The sequence below is a fragment of the Brevundimonas sp. TWP2-1 genome, assembly GCF_049897645.1.
Classification (GTDB): Bacteria; Pseudomonadota; Alphaproteobacteria; order Caulobacterales; family Caulobacteraceae; genus Brevundimonas.
Genome location: NZ_JAFCWR010000001.1, coordinates 1,542,358 through 1,557,682, shown reverse-complemented (window position 1 = coordinate 1,557,682; position 15,325 = coordinate 1,542,358). Strand labels below are relative to the sequence as shown.

Annotated in this window: 15 protein-coding genes, 1 tRNA gene and 1 other RNA gene; 11 read left to right on the top strand and 6 right to left on the bottom strand. The window is 68.2% G+C overall.

Annotated features, from left to right (window positions below; all coding sequences use genetic code 11):
- Positions 1-37: 37 nt before the first annotated feature.
- The 5 genes from ACP7BH_RS07755 to ACP7BH_RS07735 form a co-directional block, all read right to left on the bottom strand.
- The gene (locus ACP7BH_RS07755; RefSeq protein ID WP_425982377.1) at positions 38-874 is read right to left on the bottom strand and encodes an HpcH/HpaI aldolase/citrate lyase family protein; all 837 of its coding nucleotides are present in this window, start codon (positions 872-874) and stop codon (positions 38-40) included.
- The gene (locus ACP7BH_RS07750) at positions 874-1,551 is read right to left on the bottom strand and encodes an SDR family NAD(P)-dependent oxidoreductase (RefSeq protein ID WP_425982380.1); all 678 of its coding nucleotides are present in this window, start codon (positions 1,549-1,551) and stop codon (positions 874-876) included. The genes ACP7BH_RS07755 and ACP7BH_RS07750 overlap by 1 nt, the downstream gene beginning before the upstream one ends.
- Before the next feature lie 46 nt (positions 1,552-1,597).
- Positions 1,598-2,095 (bottom strand): GAF domain-containing protein, encoded by a 498-nt coding sequence (locus tag ACP7BH_RS07745; protein ID WP_425982382.1) that lies wholly within the window; start codon positions 2,093-2,095, stop codon positions 1,598-1,600.
- Positions 2,096-2,251: 156 nt separating this feature from the next.
- On the bottom strand, positions 2,252-2,983 hold the full coding sequence (locus tag ACP7BH_RS07740; RefSeq protein WP_426043341.1) for a trypsin-like peptidase domain-containing protein: 732 nt from the start codon (positions 2,981-2,983) through the stop codon (positions 2,252-2,254).
- 167 nt (positions 2,984-3,150) lie between these two features.
- Positions 3,151-3,226: transfer RNA gene (locus ACP7BH_RS07735), tRNA-Ile, on the bottom strand.
- Positions 3,227-3,437: 211 nt separating this feature from the next.
- Between ACP7BH_RS07735 and ACP7BH_RS07730 the strand changes: the two genes are divergently transcribed.
- The gene (locus tag ACP7BH_RS07730) at positions 3,438-4,232 is read left to right on the top strand and encodes an SIMPL domain-containing protein (RefSeq protein ID WP_425982387.1); all 795 of its coding nucleotides are present in this window, start codon (positions 3,438-3,440) and stop codon (positions 4,230-4,232) included.
- A 124-nt stretch (positions 4,233-4,356) separates the two neighbouring features.
- Here the strand turns inward: ACP7BH_RS07730 and panD are convergent, their stop codons facing one another.
- Positions 4,357-4,710, bottom strand: coding sequence for an aspartate 1-decarboxylase (panD, locus tag ACP7BH_RS07725; RefSeq protein WP_159849611.1), 354 nt, complete (start codon positions 4,708-4,710; stop codon positions 4,357-4,359).
- 225 nt (positions 4,711-4,935) lie between these two features.
- On the opposite strand from panD, the gene sppA reads away from it, so the two are divergent.
- The 10 genes from sppA to ACP7BH_RS07675 all read left to right on the top strand — a co-directional run bounded on the left by sppA (position 4,936) and on the right by ACP7BH_RS07675 (position 15,323).
- Positions 4,936-6,714 carry a signal peptide peptidase SppA gene (gene sppA, locus ACP7BH_RS07720; RefSeq protein ID WP_425982390.1) on the top strand — a complete coding sequence of 593 codons (1,779 nt, stop codon included), beginning with the start codon at positions 4,936-4,938 and terminating at the stop codon, positions 6,712-6,714.
- A gap of 105 nt (positions 6,715-6,819) precedes the next feature.
- Positions 6,820-7,143 carry a hypothetical protein gene (locus tag ACP7BH_RS07715; RefSeq protein ID WP_425982392.1) on the top strand — a complete coding sequence of 108 codons (324 nt, stop codon included), beginning with the start codon at positions 6,820-6,822 and terminating at the stop codon, positions 7,141-7,143.
- Between the two features lie 14 nt (positions 7,144-7,157).
- Positions 7,158-7,919 (top strand): N-acetylmuramoyl-L-alanine amidase, encoded by a 762-nt coding sequence (locus ACP7BH_RS07710; RefSeq protein WP_425982395.1) that lies wholly within the window; start codon positions 7,158-7,160, stop codon positions 7,917-7,919.
- Positions 7,920-7,951: 32 nt separating this feature from the next.
- An RNA gene (gene rnpB, locus ACP7BH_RS07705) (RNase P RNA component class A) lies at positions 7,952-8,331 on the top strand.
- Between the two features lie 455 nt (positions 8,332-8,786).
- Positions 8,787-9,263 carry a division/cell wall cluster transcriptional repressor MraZ gene (locus tag ACP7BH_RS07700; RefSeq protein WP_159849624.1) on the top strand — a complete coding sequence of 159 codons (477 nt, stop codon included), beginning with the start codon at positions 8,787-8,789 and terminating at the stop codon, positions 9,261-9,263.
- Positions 9,264-9,274: 11 nt separating this feature from the next.
- Complete coding sequence (gene rsmH, locus ACP7BH_RS07695) at positions 9,275-10,237, top strand: 16S rRNA (cytosine(1402)-N(4))-methyltransferase RsmH (RefSeq protein WP_425984775.1); 963 nt, start codon at positions 9,275-9,277, stop codon at positions 10,235-10,237.
- Positions 10,234-10,683, top strand: a complete 450-nt coding sequence (ftsL, locus tag ACP7BH_RS07690) for a cell division protein FtsL (RefSeq protein WP_425982398.1) — start codon at positions 10,234-10,236, stop codon at positions 10,681-10,683. Before rsmH ends, ftsL begins: the two co-directional genes overlap by 4 nt.
- Positions 10,680-12,452 (top strand): peptidoglycan D,D-transpeptidase FtsI family protein, encoded by a 1,773-nt coding sequence (locus ACP7BH_RS07685; protein WP_425982400.1) that lies wholly within the window; start codon positions 10,680-10,682, stop codon positions 12,450-12,452. The genes ftsL and ACP7BH_RS07685 overlap by 4 nt, the downstream gene beginning before the upstream one ends.
- A complete protein-coding gene (locus tag ACP7BH_RS07680) occupies positions 12,449-13,912 on the top strand; it encodes a UDP-N-acetylmuramoyl-L-alanyl-D-glutamate--2,6-diaminopimelate ligase (RefSeq protein WP_425982402.1) in 1,464 nt (487 codons plus the stop codon). Before ACP7BH_RS07685 ends, ACP7BH_RS07680 begins: the two co-directional genes overlap by 4 nt.
- Positions 13,905-15,323 carry a UDP-N-acetylmuramoyl-tripeptide--D-alanyl-D-alanine ligase gene (locus ACP7BH_RS07675; protein WP_425982404.1) on the top strand — a complete coding sequence of 473 codons (1,419 nt, stop codon included), beginning with the start codon at positions 13,905-13,907 and terminating at the stop codon, positions 15,321-15,323. Before ACP7BH_RS07680 ends, ACP7BH_RS07675 begins: the two co-directional genes overlap by 8 nt.
- Positions 15,324-15,325: the final 2 nt, after the last annotated feature.

Genomic DNA, 15,325 nt, shown 5'->3' with positions numbered 1-15,325 from the left:
TTTCGACGCGAGGTTTAGGGCGGTTGCGTCAAGGCGGCTAGGCCCCTTGCGCCCGCGCCAGCAGCGCCTTCGCCTGCTCCAGATGCAGCCGCTCGACCATGGCCCCGTCCACGCGGATCGCGCCCTGACCCTCGGCGTCCGGCGCTGCAAAGGCCGCGACCACCGCGCGGGCCTGGGCGATCTCGGTGTCCGAAGGCGAGAAGGCGGCGTTTGCCCCGGCGATCTGGGACGGGTGGATCAGGCTCTTGCCGTCGAACCCATACAGCCGTCCCTGCAATGCCTCGGCCGCCAGGCCGTCCGTGTCGTCGATCCGGTTGAACACCCCGTCGATGGCCAGCAAGCCATTGGCCCGCGCGGCGGCGACCAGCATGGCCAGCCACGGCTTGAACGGCTCGCGATCCGCAGAAGCCCCGGTCCCCAGCGCCTTGGCCAGGTCGTTGACCCCCAGCATCAGCCCGTCCAGCGCGCCGTCCGCCGTGGCGATGTCGGCCAGCGCCATCAGGGCGCGCGGCGTCTCGATCATGGCCCACAGGGCGCACCCCTTGCCCAGGCCGGCGGACAGGGCGTGGACCGCCTCGGGCGTCTCCACCTTGGGCGCGACCACCAGCGTGGCCCCCGCCGCCTTCATCGCCGCCAGATCGTCCAGCCCCCACTCGGTGTCCAAGCCATTGATCCGCACGCCCAGGCGCGGCCCGAACCCGCCGCCGCGAACCGTCTCGACGGCGGCGGCGCGCGCATCGGCCTTGGCCTGGGGGGCCACCGCGTCCTCCAGGTCCAGCACGGCGACATCGCAATCCAGCGTCCGCGCCTTCTCGATCGCCCGCGCATTGGAGGCAGGCAGATAAAGGACGCTGCGGACCCGGTCGCTTCGCATCAGACGCGGCCCGTCACGGGGATCAGGGCGCCGGTCATGGCGCGGCTCTCGGGCGAGGCGAGGAACAGGATCACCGCCGCCAGATCGGACGGCGCCACCCAGGTCGCCGGATCGGCGTCGGGCATGTCCTTGCGGTTGGCGGGCGTGTCGATGATGGAGGGCAGGACGGCGTTGACGGTGACGGAGGTGGTCTTAAGCTCTTCGGCCAGCGCCTGGGTCAGGGCGTGGACCCCGGCCTTGGCCGCCCCATAGGGCCCCATGCCGGCACCGGCCTTCAGCGCGGCGGCCGATCCGACATTGACGATCCGTCCCTCGGGCGAGGCCTTCAGCGCCGACAGCGCGGCGCGGCTGGCGTTGACGGCGGTCGTAACGTTCAGCGCCTGCATTCGCGCCCAGGCCGGTTCCGCATCGTCGGTCGTCTGCCAGACGAAGCCCCCGGCGATGTTCAACAGGGCGTCCAGCCGCCCGAACCGCGCGATGACCATATCGATCGCGCCTTGCGCCTGATCCGCGTCCGTCAGATCGACCCCGCCGACCTCCAGCACGCCCTGCGGCACGGGATGGCCCTGCGCATGATCGATGACGGCGACCTGCCAGCCGGCCTTCAGCGCCGCCTCCAGCACCGCGCGGCCCAGGACGCCATGCCCGCCCGTGATTGCGACTGTCCGCTGTGTCATCCGATCCTCCATGTCGCCGGGGACCATAGAGGCGCTGACCGTGCGATCAACCGGCCGCGAACACCCGCGCCATCAACCGCTCCAGCGCCGCCTGATCCTCGGCATCGAAGGCGGCGGGCGTCGTCGCATCCACGTCCAGCACCGCGATCAGCGCGCCCGAGGCATCCAGCACCGGCACCACGATCTCGCTGGCCGAGCGGCTGTCGCAGGCGATGTGACCGGGAAAGGCGTGCACGTCCTCGACCAACTGCGTCTGGCGCGTCGCCGCCGCCGTCCCGCACACCCCGCGTCCGAACGCGATCCGCAGACACCCCAGCGTCCCCTGATACGGCCCGACCACCAGCTCGTCTGCCTTGTCCGGCGCCACGACGTAGAAGCCGGTCCAGAAATAGTGCTCGAACGCATCAGCCAGCATCGAGGCGACCGTCGCCATCCGCGCCGTCACATTCGGCTCCCCGTCCAGCACGGCCAGAATCTCCGCCTCGACCTCCAGATAGCGCGCGGTCTTGTCCGAGGGACGATCGGTGCGAGCGACATAGGCCATGGGGAAACTCCAGAATGATCAGGCTGGCGATATAGGGCGCATCCAAAGAGAATGGGAGCGCGGACTTGGAAGGAATTCTGACGCATCCTGGAAAACGCTTTGCGGCGAGAGGCGTCTGTCACAGGCAAGCGACCATCGGCCTCTGCTTGCTGGCGTCTAGCCTACGAAGTCGTCTCGCACACCTTCGTTGAGGACAGTGCGCACCTGAGCTTCGGGCCAGATCATTCCCAAATGGGCTCCAAGCTGATCTTCCGCTGAAACTCGCCCGGAATAGATGCCAAAGAAGCGCGTCGCTCCCGTGTGAATGTGAGCGTGGGGCGAATCCTCGGTAAGGATCGTTCCATACTGCCGCTGGATGACCGGCGACCCTGACATTCCGCTCCGTGTCGCACTGTCGACCAGGGTGTGGAGGTAATGATCATCGTCCAAGAGATCAGGGTCGAGCGCCAGGGAACCTCGTTTCCAAACGGGGAGATGTTCGCGCGCGATGCCTTCGGGGTGACCGAGGATGAAAACATCTGACCCCACAAAACGCCGTAGCCGGACCTCAGGAAGATCGTTCAGATAGTGCTGCGGCGGCGGCGCTCCCGCGACGGGAATTGCGACAACGTCTACACGTTGGCGATGCCTTGGGTGTACCCTCCAGATCGGAAGTCCGTCGTCATCGTATAGTGCAATCTCAGCGGTATGCCTCTGCCCTGCCAACCCCTGCTCTGGGAAGTAGAAACGAAGGCGGTTAGGCCGCCCTCCATGAGAGGAGAGCGATTGCCCAGTTTCTGGATGGGTGCCCGTGACGTTGTGCCAGCAAGTGAGCAAGGTGAGGCCGCCATGATTGCCGCGCCAGAACGATGCAGTCCCGATGGCCAGCTTTATGTCGTTCCTAAACATCTCAATGGGCGTGGTGGTGAACGACCAAGGATCGACCGTGGCGGTGCGGGGCGGAGTCATAAGTTATGGTAGCTCGCTTCGTCCAAGCGTCCACCATTTTGCGACCTGATGCGGCCCTTGATGAAAGTTACCTACAGGCGGGCCAGCCATATGTGCGTTAGGAGAGTTGGTAGGCCCGGAGGGACTCGAACCCCCAACCAGACCGTTATGAGCGGTCGGCTCTAACCATTGAGCTACAGGCCCCCAAGGCGCGCCTCGGCGGAAGGGGTCTCGCCTAGCAGGCGCGGGCGCGGCTTGCCAAGCGGGGGCGGGCAAGAAGGCGATGTTTCGGCGATTTCACGTAGATGAACGGAAACTGCCAAGCCTCACGGGCGTTCGTTCAGGCGAGAACGGCCAAGGTCGTTGCAACGGATCGGCGAACGCGCCGTCCTGGATCGCCTACGGAGAAGACCGCATGACCCGCACCCTGGCCGCCGCCCCCCTGAAGACCGTATCGCTGAAGACCATCGCCCTGGGCGGCGCGGTCGCCGCCGCCGCCTTCCTGGCCGCCGCCACGCCGCGCGCCATGGCTCAGACCGCTGAACCCGCCATGGGAGCCATGCACATGATGCAGCCTGCGCCGTCGCTGAACCTGTCGGCCTATGGCGAGGTCAAGGCTGCGCCCGACATGGCGACCATCACTTTCGGCGTCCAGACCGAGGCGGTCACCGCCCAGGAAGCCATGCGGGATAACGCTGCGCAGATGACGCGCGTCGTCGCCGCCCTGCGCCGCGCCGGCATCGCCGAGCGCGACATCCAGACCTCGGGCCTGAACCTGTCGGCGCAATACGACTATGTGCAGAACGAACCGCCCAAGCTGCGCGGCTATCAGGCGGTCAACCGCGTGACGGTGATCATCAACGACCTGACCAAGGTCGGCACGACGGCCGACGCCGTGGTCGCCGCCGGCGTCAACCAGATCGACGGCATCAGCTTCGGCCTGAAGGATCCGACGGCGGCCGAGAACCAGGCGCGCCAGCTGGCCGTGCGCAACCTGCAGGCCAAGGCCCAGCTGTACGCCCAGTCGCTGAACGTTCAGCTGTCGGGCATCCGCAACCTGACCGAAGGCGGCGGCTATACCCCCCAGCCGCCGATGCCGATGTTCGCCGCGCGCGCCGTGTCGATGGATCGCGCCGAAAGCACCCCGGTCGCCGCCGGCGAACTGACGGTGCGGATCGACATCACGGGCGTCTACGACATCGCCCGCTGATCCCATCGGCCGAATGAAGAAAGGCCCGCCGGCGACGGCGGGCCTTTTTGTTGGTCACTGGGACGTTGAGAGCCCCTCCACCGCTACGCGGTCCCCCTCCCCACGATGTGGGGAGGAGACGCGGCTAGGCGTGTTTGATCTCGTTGGCGTCGTCCAGCAGGACCACGTTGGGGTTCCACTGGCGGGCTTCTTCCTGGGGCATCTGGCCATAGGTGACCACGATGACCTTGTCGTTCTTCTGCACCAGGCGGGCGGCGGCGCCGTTCACGCCGATCACGCGCGAGCCGCGCGGGGCCTCGATGGCGTAGGTGGTGAAGCGCGCGCCATTGGTGATGTTCAGCACATCGACCTGTTCGTGCGGATAGATGCCCGCCGCGTCCAGCAGGTCCATGTCGATGGCGATCGATCCCTCGTAATCGAGATCGGCCTGGGTCACCGTCGCGCGGTGCAGCTTGGACTTCATCAGGGTGACCAGCATGGCGCGGTCTCCAAATATACGCGGGGCGCAGGCCCTCGCTCTCAGGCGGCTCATATAGGGATTTTCGAGGCCCGCATCAATCGGGGCGCCGCGCCGCAGCAAACGGTTTGCGAGTGCGAACGCCAAGGCCCGTCAGATATTGCGCGACCTTCATTTGACGACGGCCCGCGTCCCCCTATGCTGGCGCGGCCATTTCCGGCCTGCGAGCGCGCGTTTTCCAATCCGATGAAGCAATTCTTCCTGACGGTCCTTGGTGTCTTCACCGGGTTGATCCTCTTCCTCGTCGTCATTCCCGTCGTGCTGCTGACCGTCGCCGTCGCCTCCTCGTCCAAGCCGACGATGCCGGCGAACACGGTGCTGGAACTGGACCTGCGCGAGGGGATCAGCGACCAGCCGTCGTCAAATCCGTTCGCCGCCTTCGGCGGTTCGGGCCTGGCCCTGACCCAGGTCGTGGACGGCCTGCATCAGGCCCAGGGCGACAACAGCGTCAAGGCCCTGCTGATCCGCCTGCCGGAAAGCGGCATGACGCCCGCGACCGCCGACGAACTGCGTCAGGCCATCCACCGCTTCCGCAACTCGGGCAAGCCGGTCATCGCCCACAGCCAGGGCTTCGCGCCCGTCGGTGCGGTGATGTCCACCTATATGGTCGGGGCCTCGGCGTCGGAACTTTGGATGCAGAACACCGCCGGCTTCCAGGCCACGGGCTTCTCGGCCGACAGCCTGTTCCTGGGCCGCGCCTTCGAGAAATACGGCGTCAAACCGAACTTCGAACAGCGCTACGAGTACAAGAACGCCGTCAACGAATACACCCAGAGCGATTATACCGGCCCGCACCGCGAGGCCATGACGGCCTGGATGACGTCCATCTACGACAGCGCCCTGGCCAACGCCGCCAGGGATCGCAAGACGACCGCTCCGGCGCTGAAGACGATCATTGAGGCCGGCCCCTATTCGGCGCCCCAGGCCCTGGCCAACCGTCTGATCGACAAGGTCGGCCAGGTCGAGGAGGCCGAGGCCGCCATCAAGACCCGCGCGGGCAAGGGCGCCGAGATCGTCGAGTTCGGCAAATACGCCGACCAGAAGGGCGAACGCGCCGGCTCGGGCAAGAACGCCATCGCCATCGTCGGCGGGGAGGGGGCCATCGTCACCGGCCGTGGCGGCGGGGGCAGCTTCGGCGGCGGTTCGTCGATCCACTCCGACGACACGGCCGAGGCCATCTACGACGCCATCGAGGACAAGAGCGTCAAGGCCATCGTCTTCCGCGTCTCTTCGCCCGGCGGCTCGCCGGAAGCCTCGGAACAGATCCTGGCCGCCGTGCGCGCGGCGCGGGCTGCGGGCAAGCCGGTGGTAGTCTCCATGGGCGCCTACGCCGCCTCGGGCGGTTACTGGGTCAGTTCGGAAGCCGATTGGATCGTGGCCCAGCCCTCGACCCTGACCGGCTCGATCGGCGTGTTCGGCGGCAAGTTCGTGCTGGCCGATGCGCTGGGCCGATTCGGCGTCGACATGCGCGAACTGACGGTGGGCGGGCAATACGCCGACGCCTTCTCGCCGACGCAGGAGTTCACCCCGGAACAGCGCGCGGCCTTCGCCGGCTCGATGGACCGGATCTACGACGACTTCATCGCCCGCGTGGCGACGGGCCGCAAACTCTCGCCCGACCGCGTGCGCGAAATCGCCAAGGGTCGCGTCTGGACCGGGGCCCAGGCCCTGCCTCTGGGCCTGGTCGATCAGCTGGGCGGCGTGACCGAGGCGGTGAACAAGGCCCGCGAACTGGCGAAGATCCCGTCCAACGAGCCGGTGCGCTTCAAGCATTTCCCCAAGCAGCAGTCGCCGTTCGAGGCCCTGTCGGAAATGTTCGGCGTCCAGACCGAGGCGGCCAAGGCCCTGGTCATGCTGGGCGGCGTCATGGCCGATCCCCAGGCCCAGGCCGTGATGCGCCGCGTCGAAAGCGACCGGATGCGGGGCGAGGGCGCGGTGGTCCTGGCCGACCAGCCGATCTTCTGAAGGGCCGCAGCACACGCGACCGTGCGTCGCGGTCCATTGACCGCAGGCCCCGATGGACCGACATTGCATGTCAGGCGTTCCTCGGGTCGCCTGAGAGGATGATCCATGTTCCAGCCTGAACGTCTCGCCACCATCGGTTTCGCCGCCCGCCGCCGTCCCAATGGGATCGTGGCCTCCGTGATGTGGGTCGCCGGCATGATCGCCGCCGTCTGCGCCATGGCCGTGGGGGCTATCCTGGCCATCTTCACCGCCGCAGCGGTCGCGGTGATCGCCCTTTTCGCCGGGGTGCTGGTCTTCCTGGTCGGATTGGTCATGCGGACCCGCCGCAACATGACGCCGCGTCGCCGCAACGGCGATCCCGACCTGATCGAGGCGCACAAGGTGGACGGCGCCTGGGTCGCCTATGGTTGGGAACGCAACGGCCGCTGAGACGGCCTCCTGCCATGACCTCCTACATCGACGCGCCTTCGCCCAATTTCGACGCGCGCCGTGCGCCGCCCGACATGCTGGTGCTGCATTATACGGGCATGCAGACGGGCGAGGCCGCTCTGGCGCGCCTGCGCGACCCCGACGCCAAGGTCTCGGCCCACTATCTGGTCGAGGAAGACGGCCGCATCTTCCAGCTTGTCCCCGAGGAACGTCGCGCCTGGCACGCCGGTCGCGGCGTCTGGCAGGGCGAGGACGACTGCAACGCCGCCTCCATCGGCATCGAGATCGTCAATCCCGGCCACGAGTTCGGCTATCGCGCCTTTCCCGAGGCCCAGGTCGCGGCGGTCATCGCCGTGATCGACGATATCCGCAGCCGCTGGTCCATTCCCGACAACCGCATCATCGCCCATTCCGACCTGGCGCCGGACCGCAAGGAAGATCCCGGCGAACTCTTCCCCTGGAAGCGTCTGGCCGAGGCCGGGCATGGCCTGTGGTTCGAGCCCGCCCCCGAACGGATCAAGGCCCTGGGCGGCCTGCTGCAAAAGGGGGATCAGGGCATCGGCGCCATGGTCCTGCGCGCCGGCCTGCACCGTCTGGGCTACGGGCTGAAACCCGGCGCCGACTATGACGTCGAGACCGAAACCGCCGTCCGCGCCTTCCAGCGCCACTGGCGGCCGACCCGCGTCGACGGCGTCGCCGACGGCGAAACCCGCGCCCGCCTGGTCGGCCTGCTTCAACTCGCCAGCGCCGAAAGCGTCACGGGCGTATTGAATTGACGTCACCGCCAGTAACGCGCATCTAGCGCGCGCCAGACGGCTGGGCGGTCGCGGCGGACTTCGCGTCCGTCGAGGAAAGTCCGGGCTCCACGGTGAAAAGGCGGCGGATAACTTCCGCCCGGGGCGACCCGAGGGATAGCGCCACAGAAAGCAAACCTCCGGCCTTGCGAGACCGGTAAGGGTGAAAGGGTGGGGTAAGAGCCCACCGCGTGCCTGGCAACAGGGACGGCATGGCAAGCCCCGCCTGGAGCAAGACCAAATAGGGACATCGCGCGGGGTTCGCCTCGCGGGGCTCACCGCCTCAGATGTCCGGGTAGGTCGCGAGAACCGTTCAGCAATGGACGGTCCAGAGGAATGATCGTCGCCGTTCTTAGGAGCGGAACAAAACCCGGCTTACAGGCCGTCTGGCATACTTTTTTACTGGGCCTATCGCGCTTCGCGCTACTTGAGGCCTGTTTTTCTTGGGCCTGTCGGCTTTCGTCCGACTTAAGGCCCGTTGGGTGGGGCTTCCCGCCCGCCGATGCTGCGGTGGTTTGCGCGTTGCCTTGGTCCGAGTTCGGATTATCCCCGCATTTCAGCGTTCTGGCGGCGGGCCCACAGGTTTTCGGTCGTTAACCTATTGTCTGTTCAAGGAAGGTTAGAACGCTTCACAGCCTGTGAATACTTCGGTTGTTCCGTGTATGTTCCTGCTGTTCGACCGTGCTTAAGTCGTCACACGTCAAAACATGGTTAAATCTTGGCTTTGATCCCATTGAGGCCCATCTGATCCCATGCTATCCCACAATCATGATTTGGGGCTGAGAGGCGGGCGCGGCGGGCGTTCGTCAGGGCATCTAGGGACGGGCCGAAGGGTTCGATTGGCAGGGCGTGTTTCTCTCGACCTATGAGAAGCAGCTGGACGGCAAGCGCCGTCTCCTCATCCCCAACGACTTCCGCACGACCGAAAACGGCGCAGCCGGCGGCGTCTTCATCTTCCCCTCGATCGAGGCCGACTGCCTGGAGGCGGGCGGCGACCGCCTGTTCGCCGTCTATGCCGAGATGATCGAGGCCCTGCCGTTCGGCTCCGAGGAGCGTTCGGCGCTGGAGTGGCAGGTCATGGGCGAGCAGGTCCGCCTGGCCTATGATTCCGGCGGTCGCATCACCCTGCCCGAAGCGCTGTGCAACGAGGCGGGCCTGGACGACACCGTCGTCATCGTCGGCCTGAACGACCGTTTCCAGATCTGGTCGCGCGAGAAATGGGCGGCTCGCCGCGCCGAACAGCGCGCCCTGGCCAAGGCCGGCATGGCCCAGATCGGCGCCCTGAAACTGGCGGCACAGATGAAGCTGGCGGGAGGCGGATCGTGACCGACGCCTCCATCAATGCGCCCCACGCCCCCGTCCTGCTGGCCGAGGTGATCGAGGCCCTGGCGCTCGCGCCCGGCGATGTCGTGATCGACGCCACCTTCGGCGCCGGCGGCTATACCCGCGCCCTCCTGAAGACCGGCGCCCAGGTCGTCGGCCTGGATCGCGACCCGACGGTTCAGCCCCACGCCGACGCCGTCGCCACCGATTTCCCCGGTCAGTTCCAGCTGATCCGCACCCCTTTCTCGGGTCTGGCCCAAGCCTTCGCCGACAGCGGCAAGGCAAAGCTGGACGGCGCCGTCTTCGACATCGGCGTCTCGTCGATGCAACTGGACCAGGCCGAGCGCGGCTTTTCCTTCATGCGCGACGGGCCGCTGGACATGCGCATGTCCGACGACGGGGCGACCGCCGCGGACATCGTCAACGGCTGGGATCACGGCCCCCTGGCCCATATCTTCAAACTGTATGGCGAAGAACGTCAGTCTGGCCGCGTCGCCACCGCCATCCTGCGCCGCCGCGTCGAACAGCCCTTCACCCGCACCCTGGATCTGGCCGAGGTCGTCGAGAAAGCCCTTGGCGGCCGTCGCGGCGCGCCGATCCATCCGGCGACGCGGGTCTTCCAGGCCCTGCGAATCGCGGTCAACGACGAACTGGGCGAGCTGGAGCGCGGCCTGGAAGCGGCCGAGGCGACCCTGGCCCCCGGCGGGCGTCTGGCCGTCGTCACCTTCCATTCGCTGGAGGACCGGATCGTCAAGGCCTTCATGACCGAGCGCACGGGCAACAGCCCCGCCGGCTCGCGTCACGCCCCCATGGCCGTCGATCCGCGCAAGCCCAGCTTCACGCTTCAGTTCAAGGGCGCACGCGAGGCGGGCGATGAAGAGCGTTCGATCAATCCCCGCGCCCGTTCGGCCAAGCTGCGCGCCGCCGTCCGCACCGACGCCCCGGCCTGGGGCAAGATTTCGGGTGGGGCCGCATGACCACGGCGCCCTTCTTCACCTATTCCCGCACCGCCCTTCAGCGCCTGTTCGACTGGAAGGTGCGTGGCGTGCGCTGGATCGAGATCATCGGCGTGGCCCTGGTCGCGATCATGATCGTGTCGGTCTATGCGGCCAAGGCGGCGGCGGCGCGCGAGAGCAGCCGCATCGCCCAGCTGGAACAGGACATCCGCGAGAATGGCCAGCGGGTCCGCCTGCTGCGCGCCGAGGTCGCCCGCCTGGAACAGCCGGCGCGTCTGGAGGCTCTGTCGCGCCAGATCGGCATGGCGCCGGTGGACGTGCATCGCCAGGCCAAGGAAGCCCAGCTGACCGAGCTGAAGCCCGTGCCGGCCCCCGCCTCGACCGCAGCCACGACCCCCGCCGTCGCCCCCGCTGCGGCCCCCGCCATCGCTGAAGACGCCGCTTCCGCGCCGGAGCCGGCGCAATGAGCGTTCAGGACCACCGCTATCACCGCCCCGCGCCGGGCGTCGATCTTCAGGGTCGGCTGTCGCCGTTCTGGCGCTGGCTGTCGGAAACCGTCTGGCGTCTGGAGCACGGGTTCGAACGCGCCCGCGCCGACGCCCGGCCGGAAGAGGACACCCGTGTCCGCATCTTCCTGATCCTGATCGTCTTTTCCTGCGTCTTCGGCGCCCTGGCCGTTGGCGCCTCGTACAAGGCGCTGTTCGCAGAGGCGAACGGGCGCGGCCTGGGCGTCAATCCGAACGCCCTGGTGCGCGGCGATCTGACGGATCGCAACGGCGAACTGCTGGCTACCAACATCGTCCATTACGGCCTCTATATCGACCCGGCCCAGATCTGGGATCGCGACCTGGCCTATCGCCAGCTTCGCCGCGCCGTGCCACGCATTTCCAGCGAGCGTCTGAAGCGCGTCCTGGCCAGCGATCGTCGCCTGATCGCCCTCAGCGGCCTGACGCCCCAGGAAAAAGCCGCCGTCCACGACCTGGCCCTGGGCGGGGTGACGTTCGAACCCGAAGACCGCCGCGCCTATCCGCTGGGAACCTCGGCGGTTCACCTGATCGGCGACGCCGACACGGGCGGGCGAGGCGTCTCGGGCGCCGAACTGGCCTTCAACGACGAGATCCGCGCGGCGGGCCAGCGGGGCGAAAGCTTCCCCCTGTCCATCGACCTGCGCGTCCAGGGCGTGCTGGAAAACGAACTGGCCGCCGCCGCCATCAAGGCCCAGGCCAAGGGCGCGGTCGGCATCGTCACCGATGTCCAGACCGGCGAGGTCCTGGGCATGGCCAGCTGGCCGACCTTCAACTCCGCCGACCGCAACGCCGCGCCCGACGGCGCGACGCTGAACCGCGCCGTCTCGGGCCACTACGAGATGGGTTCGGTGTTCAAGACCTTCACCGTCGCCGCCGGCCTCGACACCGGCCGCGCCGACATGAACACCCTGTTCGACGCCTCCCAGGCCTTCCAGATCGGCGACCGCAAGATCAAGGACTTCCACGCCCAGAACCGCGTGATGACCCTGGAAGAAGTCTATCTGCACTCGTCCAACATCGGCACCTCGCAACTGGCGGTGCAGATGGGACCGGACACGATGCGGGATTATTTCCGTCGTCTGGGCCTGCTGGACGCCTCGACCATCGAGCTGAAGGAATCGGCCAAGCCCGTCGTGCCGCGCCGCTGGGACAACTCGACCCTGGCGTCCCTGTCGTTCGGCTACGGCATCATGATCACCCCGGCCCAGATGGTTCAGGCCATGGGCGCCCTGACCAACGGCGGGCGGATGATCCCGCTGTCCCTGCGCAAGGGCGGTGCGCGCGGCGCCCAGCCCCAGCAGGTCGTGACCGAGGAAACCTCGCGCACCATCCTGGACCTGCTGCGTCGCAACGTCGTCAAGGGTTCGGGCGGGTTCGCCGATGCGGCCGGTCTTCGGGTCGGGGGCAAGACCGGTTCGGCCAACAAGCTGGTCAACGGCCGCTACGACCCCAGCCACGCGCTCGGCTCCTTCGCGGCGGTCTTCCCCGTCGATGGCCCGCTGAACGGCAAGCGCTATGCCATCCTGATCGTCATGGACGAGCCGGGCGCCTATCCCAAGACCGGCGCCTATGTCGCCGCGCCGGCCGTGAAGAACATCGCCGACCGCATCGCCGGCTTCCTGGGCGTGGAGCGCCGCGAGGATCGCTGGCGCACGGCGACCGGCGAAAAGGTGCCGGAATACCAGGACGTGGCGGGGGACGGTCTGTGAGCGCCCTTCACCTGTCCGACCTGTTGCGGCGAGACGTGTCCTCGGACCCCATCATCACCGGCGTGACCGCCGACAGCCGCAAGGTCGCCCCCGGCTCCCTGTTCGTCGCCCTGCCGGGCACGGCCGCCGACGGCCGCGCCTTCATTCCGCAGGCTCTCGCTCAGGGCGCGGCGGCGGTTCTGGCCCCGACCGATACGCCGGACGGCGCGGCGCCGGTCCTGGTCACCTCGGGCGACGTGCGCCGGGCCTACGCCATCGCCGCGCGCGGCTTCTACGGCGTTCAGCCCAAGACCTGCGTGGCGGTGACGGGCACCAACGGCAAGACCTCGGTCGCCACCTTCTGCCGCCAGATCTGGGCCGGCGTCGGCCACAAGTCGGCCAGCATGGGCACCCTGGGCGTCATCGGCCAGAAGGGCGACAAGACCTACGCCCTGACCGGCCCCGGCCTGACCAGCCCCGACGCCGCCGAGGCCGCGCGCCTTATGGCCGAACTGGCGAGCAAGGACGTGACCCATGTCGCGCTGGAGGCGTCGTCGCACGGCATCGACCAGCGCCGGCTGGACGGGGTGGCGCTGAAGGCGGCGGCCTTCACCAATCTGACCCAGGACCACCTCGATTATCACGGCACGATGGAGGACTATCGCTCCGCCAAGATGCGCCTGTTCGAGACCCTGCTGCCGCGCGGCCGCACCGCCGTTCTAAACGCCGATTCCGACGCCTATTCCGCCTTCGCCTCGGCCTCGATCATGGCGGGCCTGGGCGTGATGGGCGTGGGCGAGCGCGGGCGCGACCTGGCCCTGATCGGCCGTCGCGCGACGCCGGAGGGCCAGCGCCTGACCTTGGACGTGCGCGGCCAGGTGCATGAGATCCTGCTGCCGCTCGCCGGCGCCTTCCAGGCCTCGAACGCCCTGGTGGCGGCGGGTCTGTGCATCGCGGCCGGTGATCCCGCCGACGCCGTGATCGGCGCTCTTGAAGGCCTGACCGGCGCCCAGGGCCGCCTGCAACGGATCGGCGCCAATGACGCCGGACGCGGTGGCGAGGTCTATGTCGACTACGCCCACACCCCCGACGGGCTGGAGACGGTGCTGAACGCCCTGCGTCCCCATGCGACCGGCCGACTGATCGTGGTGTTCGGCGCCGGCGGCGACCGGGATCGCGGCAAGCGGCCCCTGATGGGCGCCATCGCCGGGCGTTTGGCCGACGTCGCCATCGTCACCGACGACAATCCGCGTTCGGAAGATCCCGCCGCAATCCGCGCCCAGGTCCGCGCCGGCTGCGCCGACGCCATCGAGATCGGCGATCGCCGCGCCGCCATCGAGGCCGCCGTCGAAATGATGCGTGACGGGGATGTGGTGGTCATCGCCGGAAAAGGGCATGAACAGGGTCAGATCGTCGGGGGCGTGACCCACCCCTTCGACGACGCCACCGTCGCGTCCGAGGCCCTGTCTTTGAATGCCTGATACATCCGCCCGCCCGCTCTGGACGGCCGCCGAAGTCGCCGCCGCCACGGGCGGCGTGCTGCATGGCGACGACCGCCCGATCACGGGCGTGACCTACAACAGCCGTGAGATCGTCCCCGGCGACCTGTTTCTGGCGCTGAAAGGCGCGCGCGACGGGCATGAGTTCGCTTCCGCCGCGTTCGCCGCCGGCGCCGCGACCGCCCTGGTCGAACACCCGGTCGAGGGCGGCGCCTATGTCGTCGTTCCCGACACCTTGCGCGGCCTCGAAGCCCTGGGCGTCGCCGCCCGCGAGCGCGCGCCCCATGTGAAGCGCGGCGCCGTCACCGGCAGCGTCGGCAAGACCAGTGTGACCCAGGCCATCAAGGCCGGCATGGACCTCGCGGGCCCTGCTCACGGCTCGATCAAGAGCTACAACAACCACATCGGCGTGCCCCTGACCCTGGCCCGGATGCCGGTCGAGACCCAGCGCGCCGTGTTCGAGATCGGCATGAATGCGCCGGGCGAGATCGCGCCCCTGTCGCGCTTTGTCGCCCCCCACGCCGCCTGCGTCACCACGGTCGGCCCGGTCCATATCGAGGCCTTCGCCGACGGCGAGGCCGGCGTCGCGCGCGAGAAGGCCGGTGTCTTCCAAGGGCTGGTTCCCGGTGGCGCGGCCGTGGCGAACGGCGACTTGGCCTTCTCCGACGTCCTGTGCGACGCGGCCAGATCCGTCGGCGCACGCCTGCTGACCTTCGGCTCGGACGCCGGTCATGACGCCCGCCTGTTGGACTTCCGTCCCGATGCGGAAGGGGCCTCCGTCGCCGCCGAACTGTTCGGTCGCCGTATCGACTATCGCCTGGGGCAGTCCGGCGCCCACTGGGGCCTGAACAGCCTGTGCGTCCTGTTGATGCTCGACGCGCTCGACGTGACGCTGGACACGGGGCTTGAGGCTCTGGCGGGTTTCCAGCCCCTGGCGGGACGCGGCCAGACCCGCATGGTCACCCTGTCCGACGGCGCCTTCACCCTGATCGACGAAAGCTACAACGCCAATCCCCTGTCGATGGCCGCCGGGTTCAAGACCCTGGGCGCGCGGACCACGTCCGGTCGCCGCGTCGTGGTTCTGACCGACATGCTGGAGCTGGGCGACCAGAGCCGCGACCTGCACGAAGGCCTCGCCGGCCCCATCGACGCCGCCGGGCTGGACCTGGTCCACGCCGCCGGCCCCGAGATGCGCTGGCTCTACGACGCCCTGCCGGTCTCGCGACGCGGCGTCTGGCGCGCGACGGCGGCCGAACTGGCGGCCGAGGCGCTCATGCTGGTCGCGCCCGGCGACGTCGTCATGGTCAAGGGCTCGAACGGGTCGAAGGCGTCGCTGGTCGCAAAGGCCTTGGCCGACCTGCAAGGCCGCGACACGCCGCCCGCGACGCGATAGGG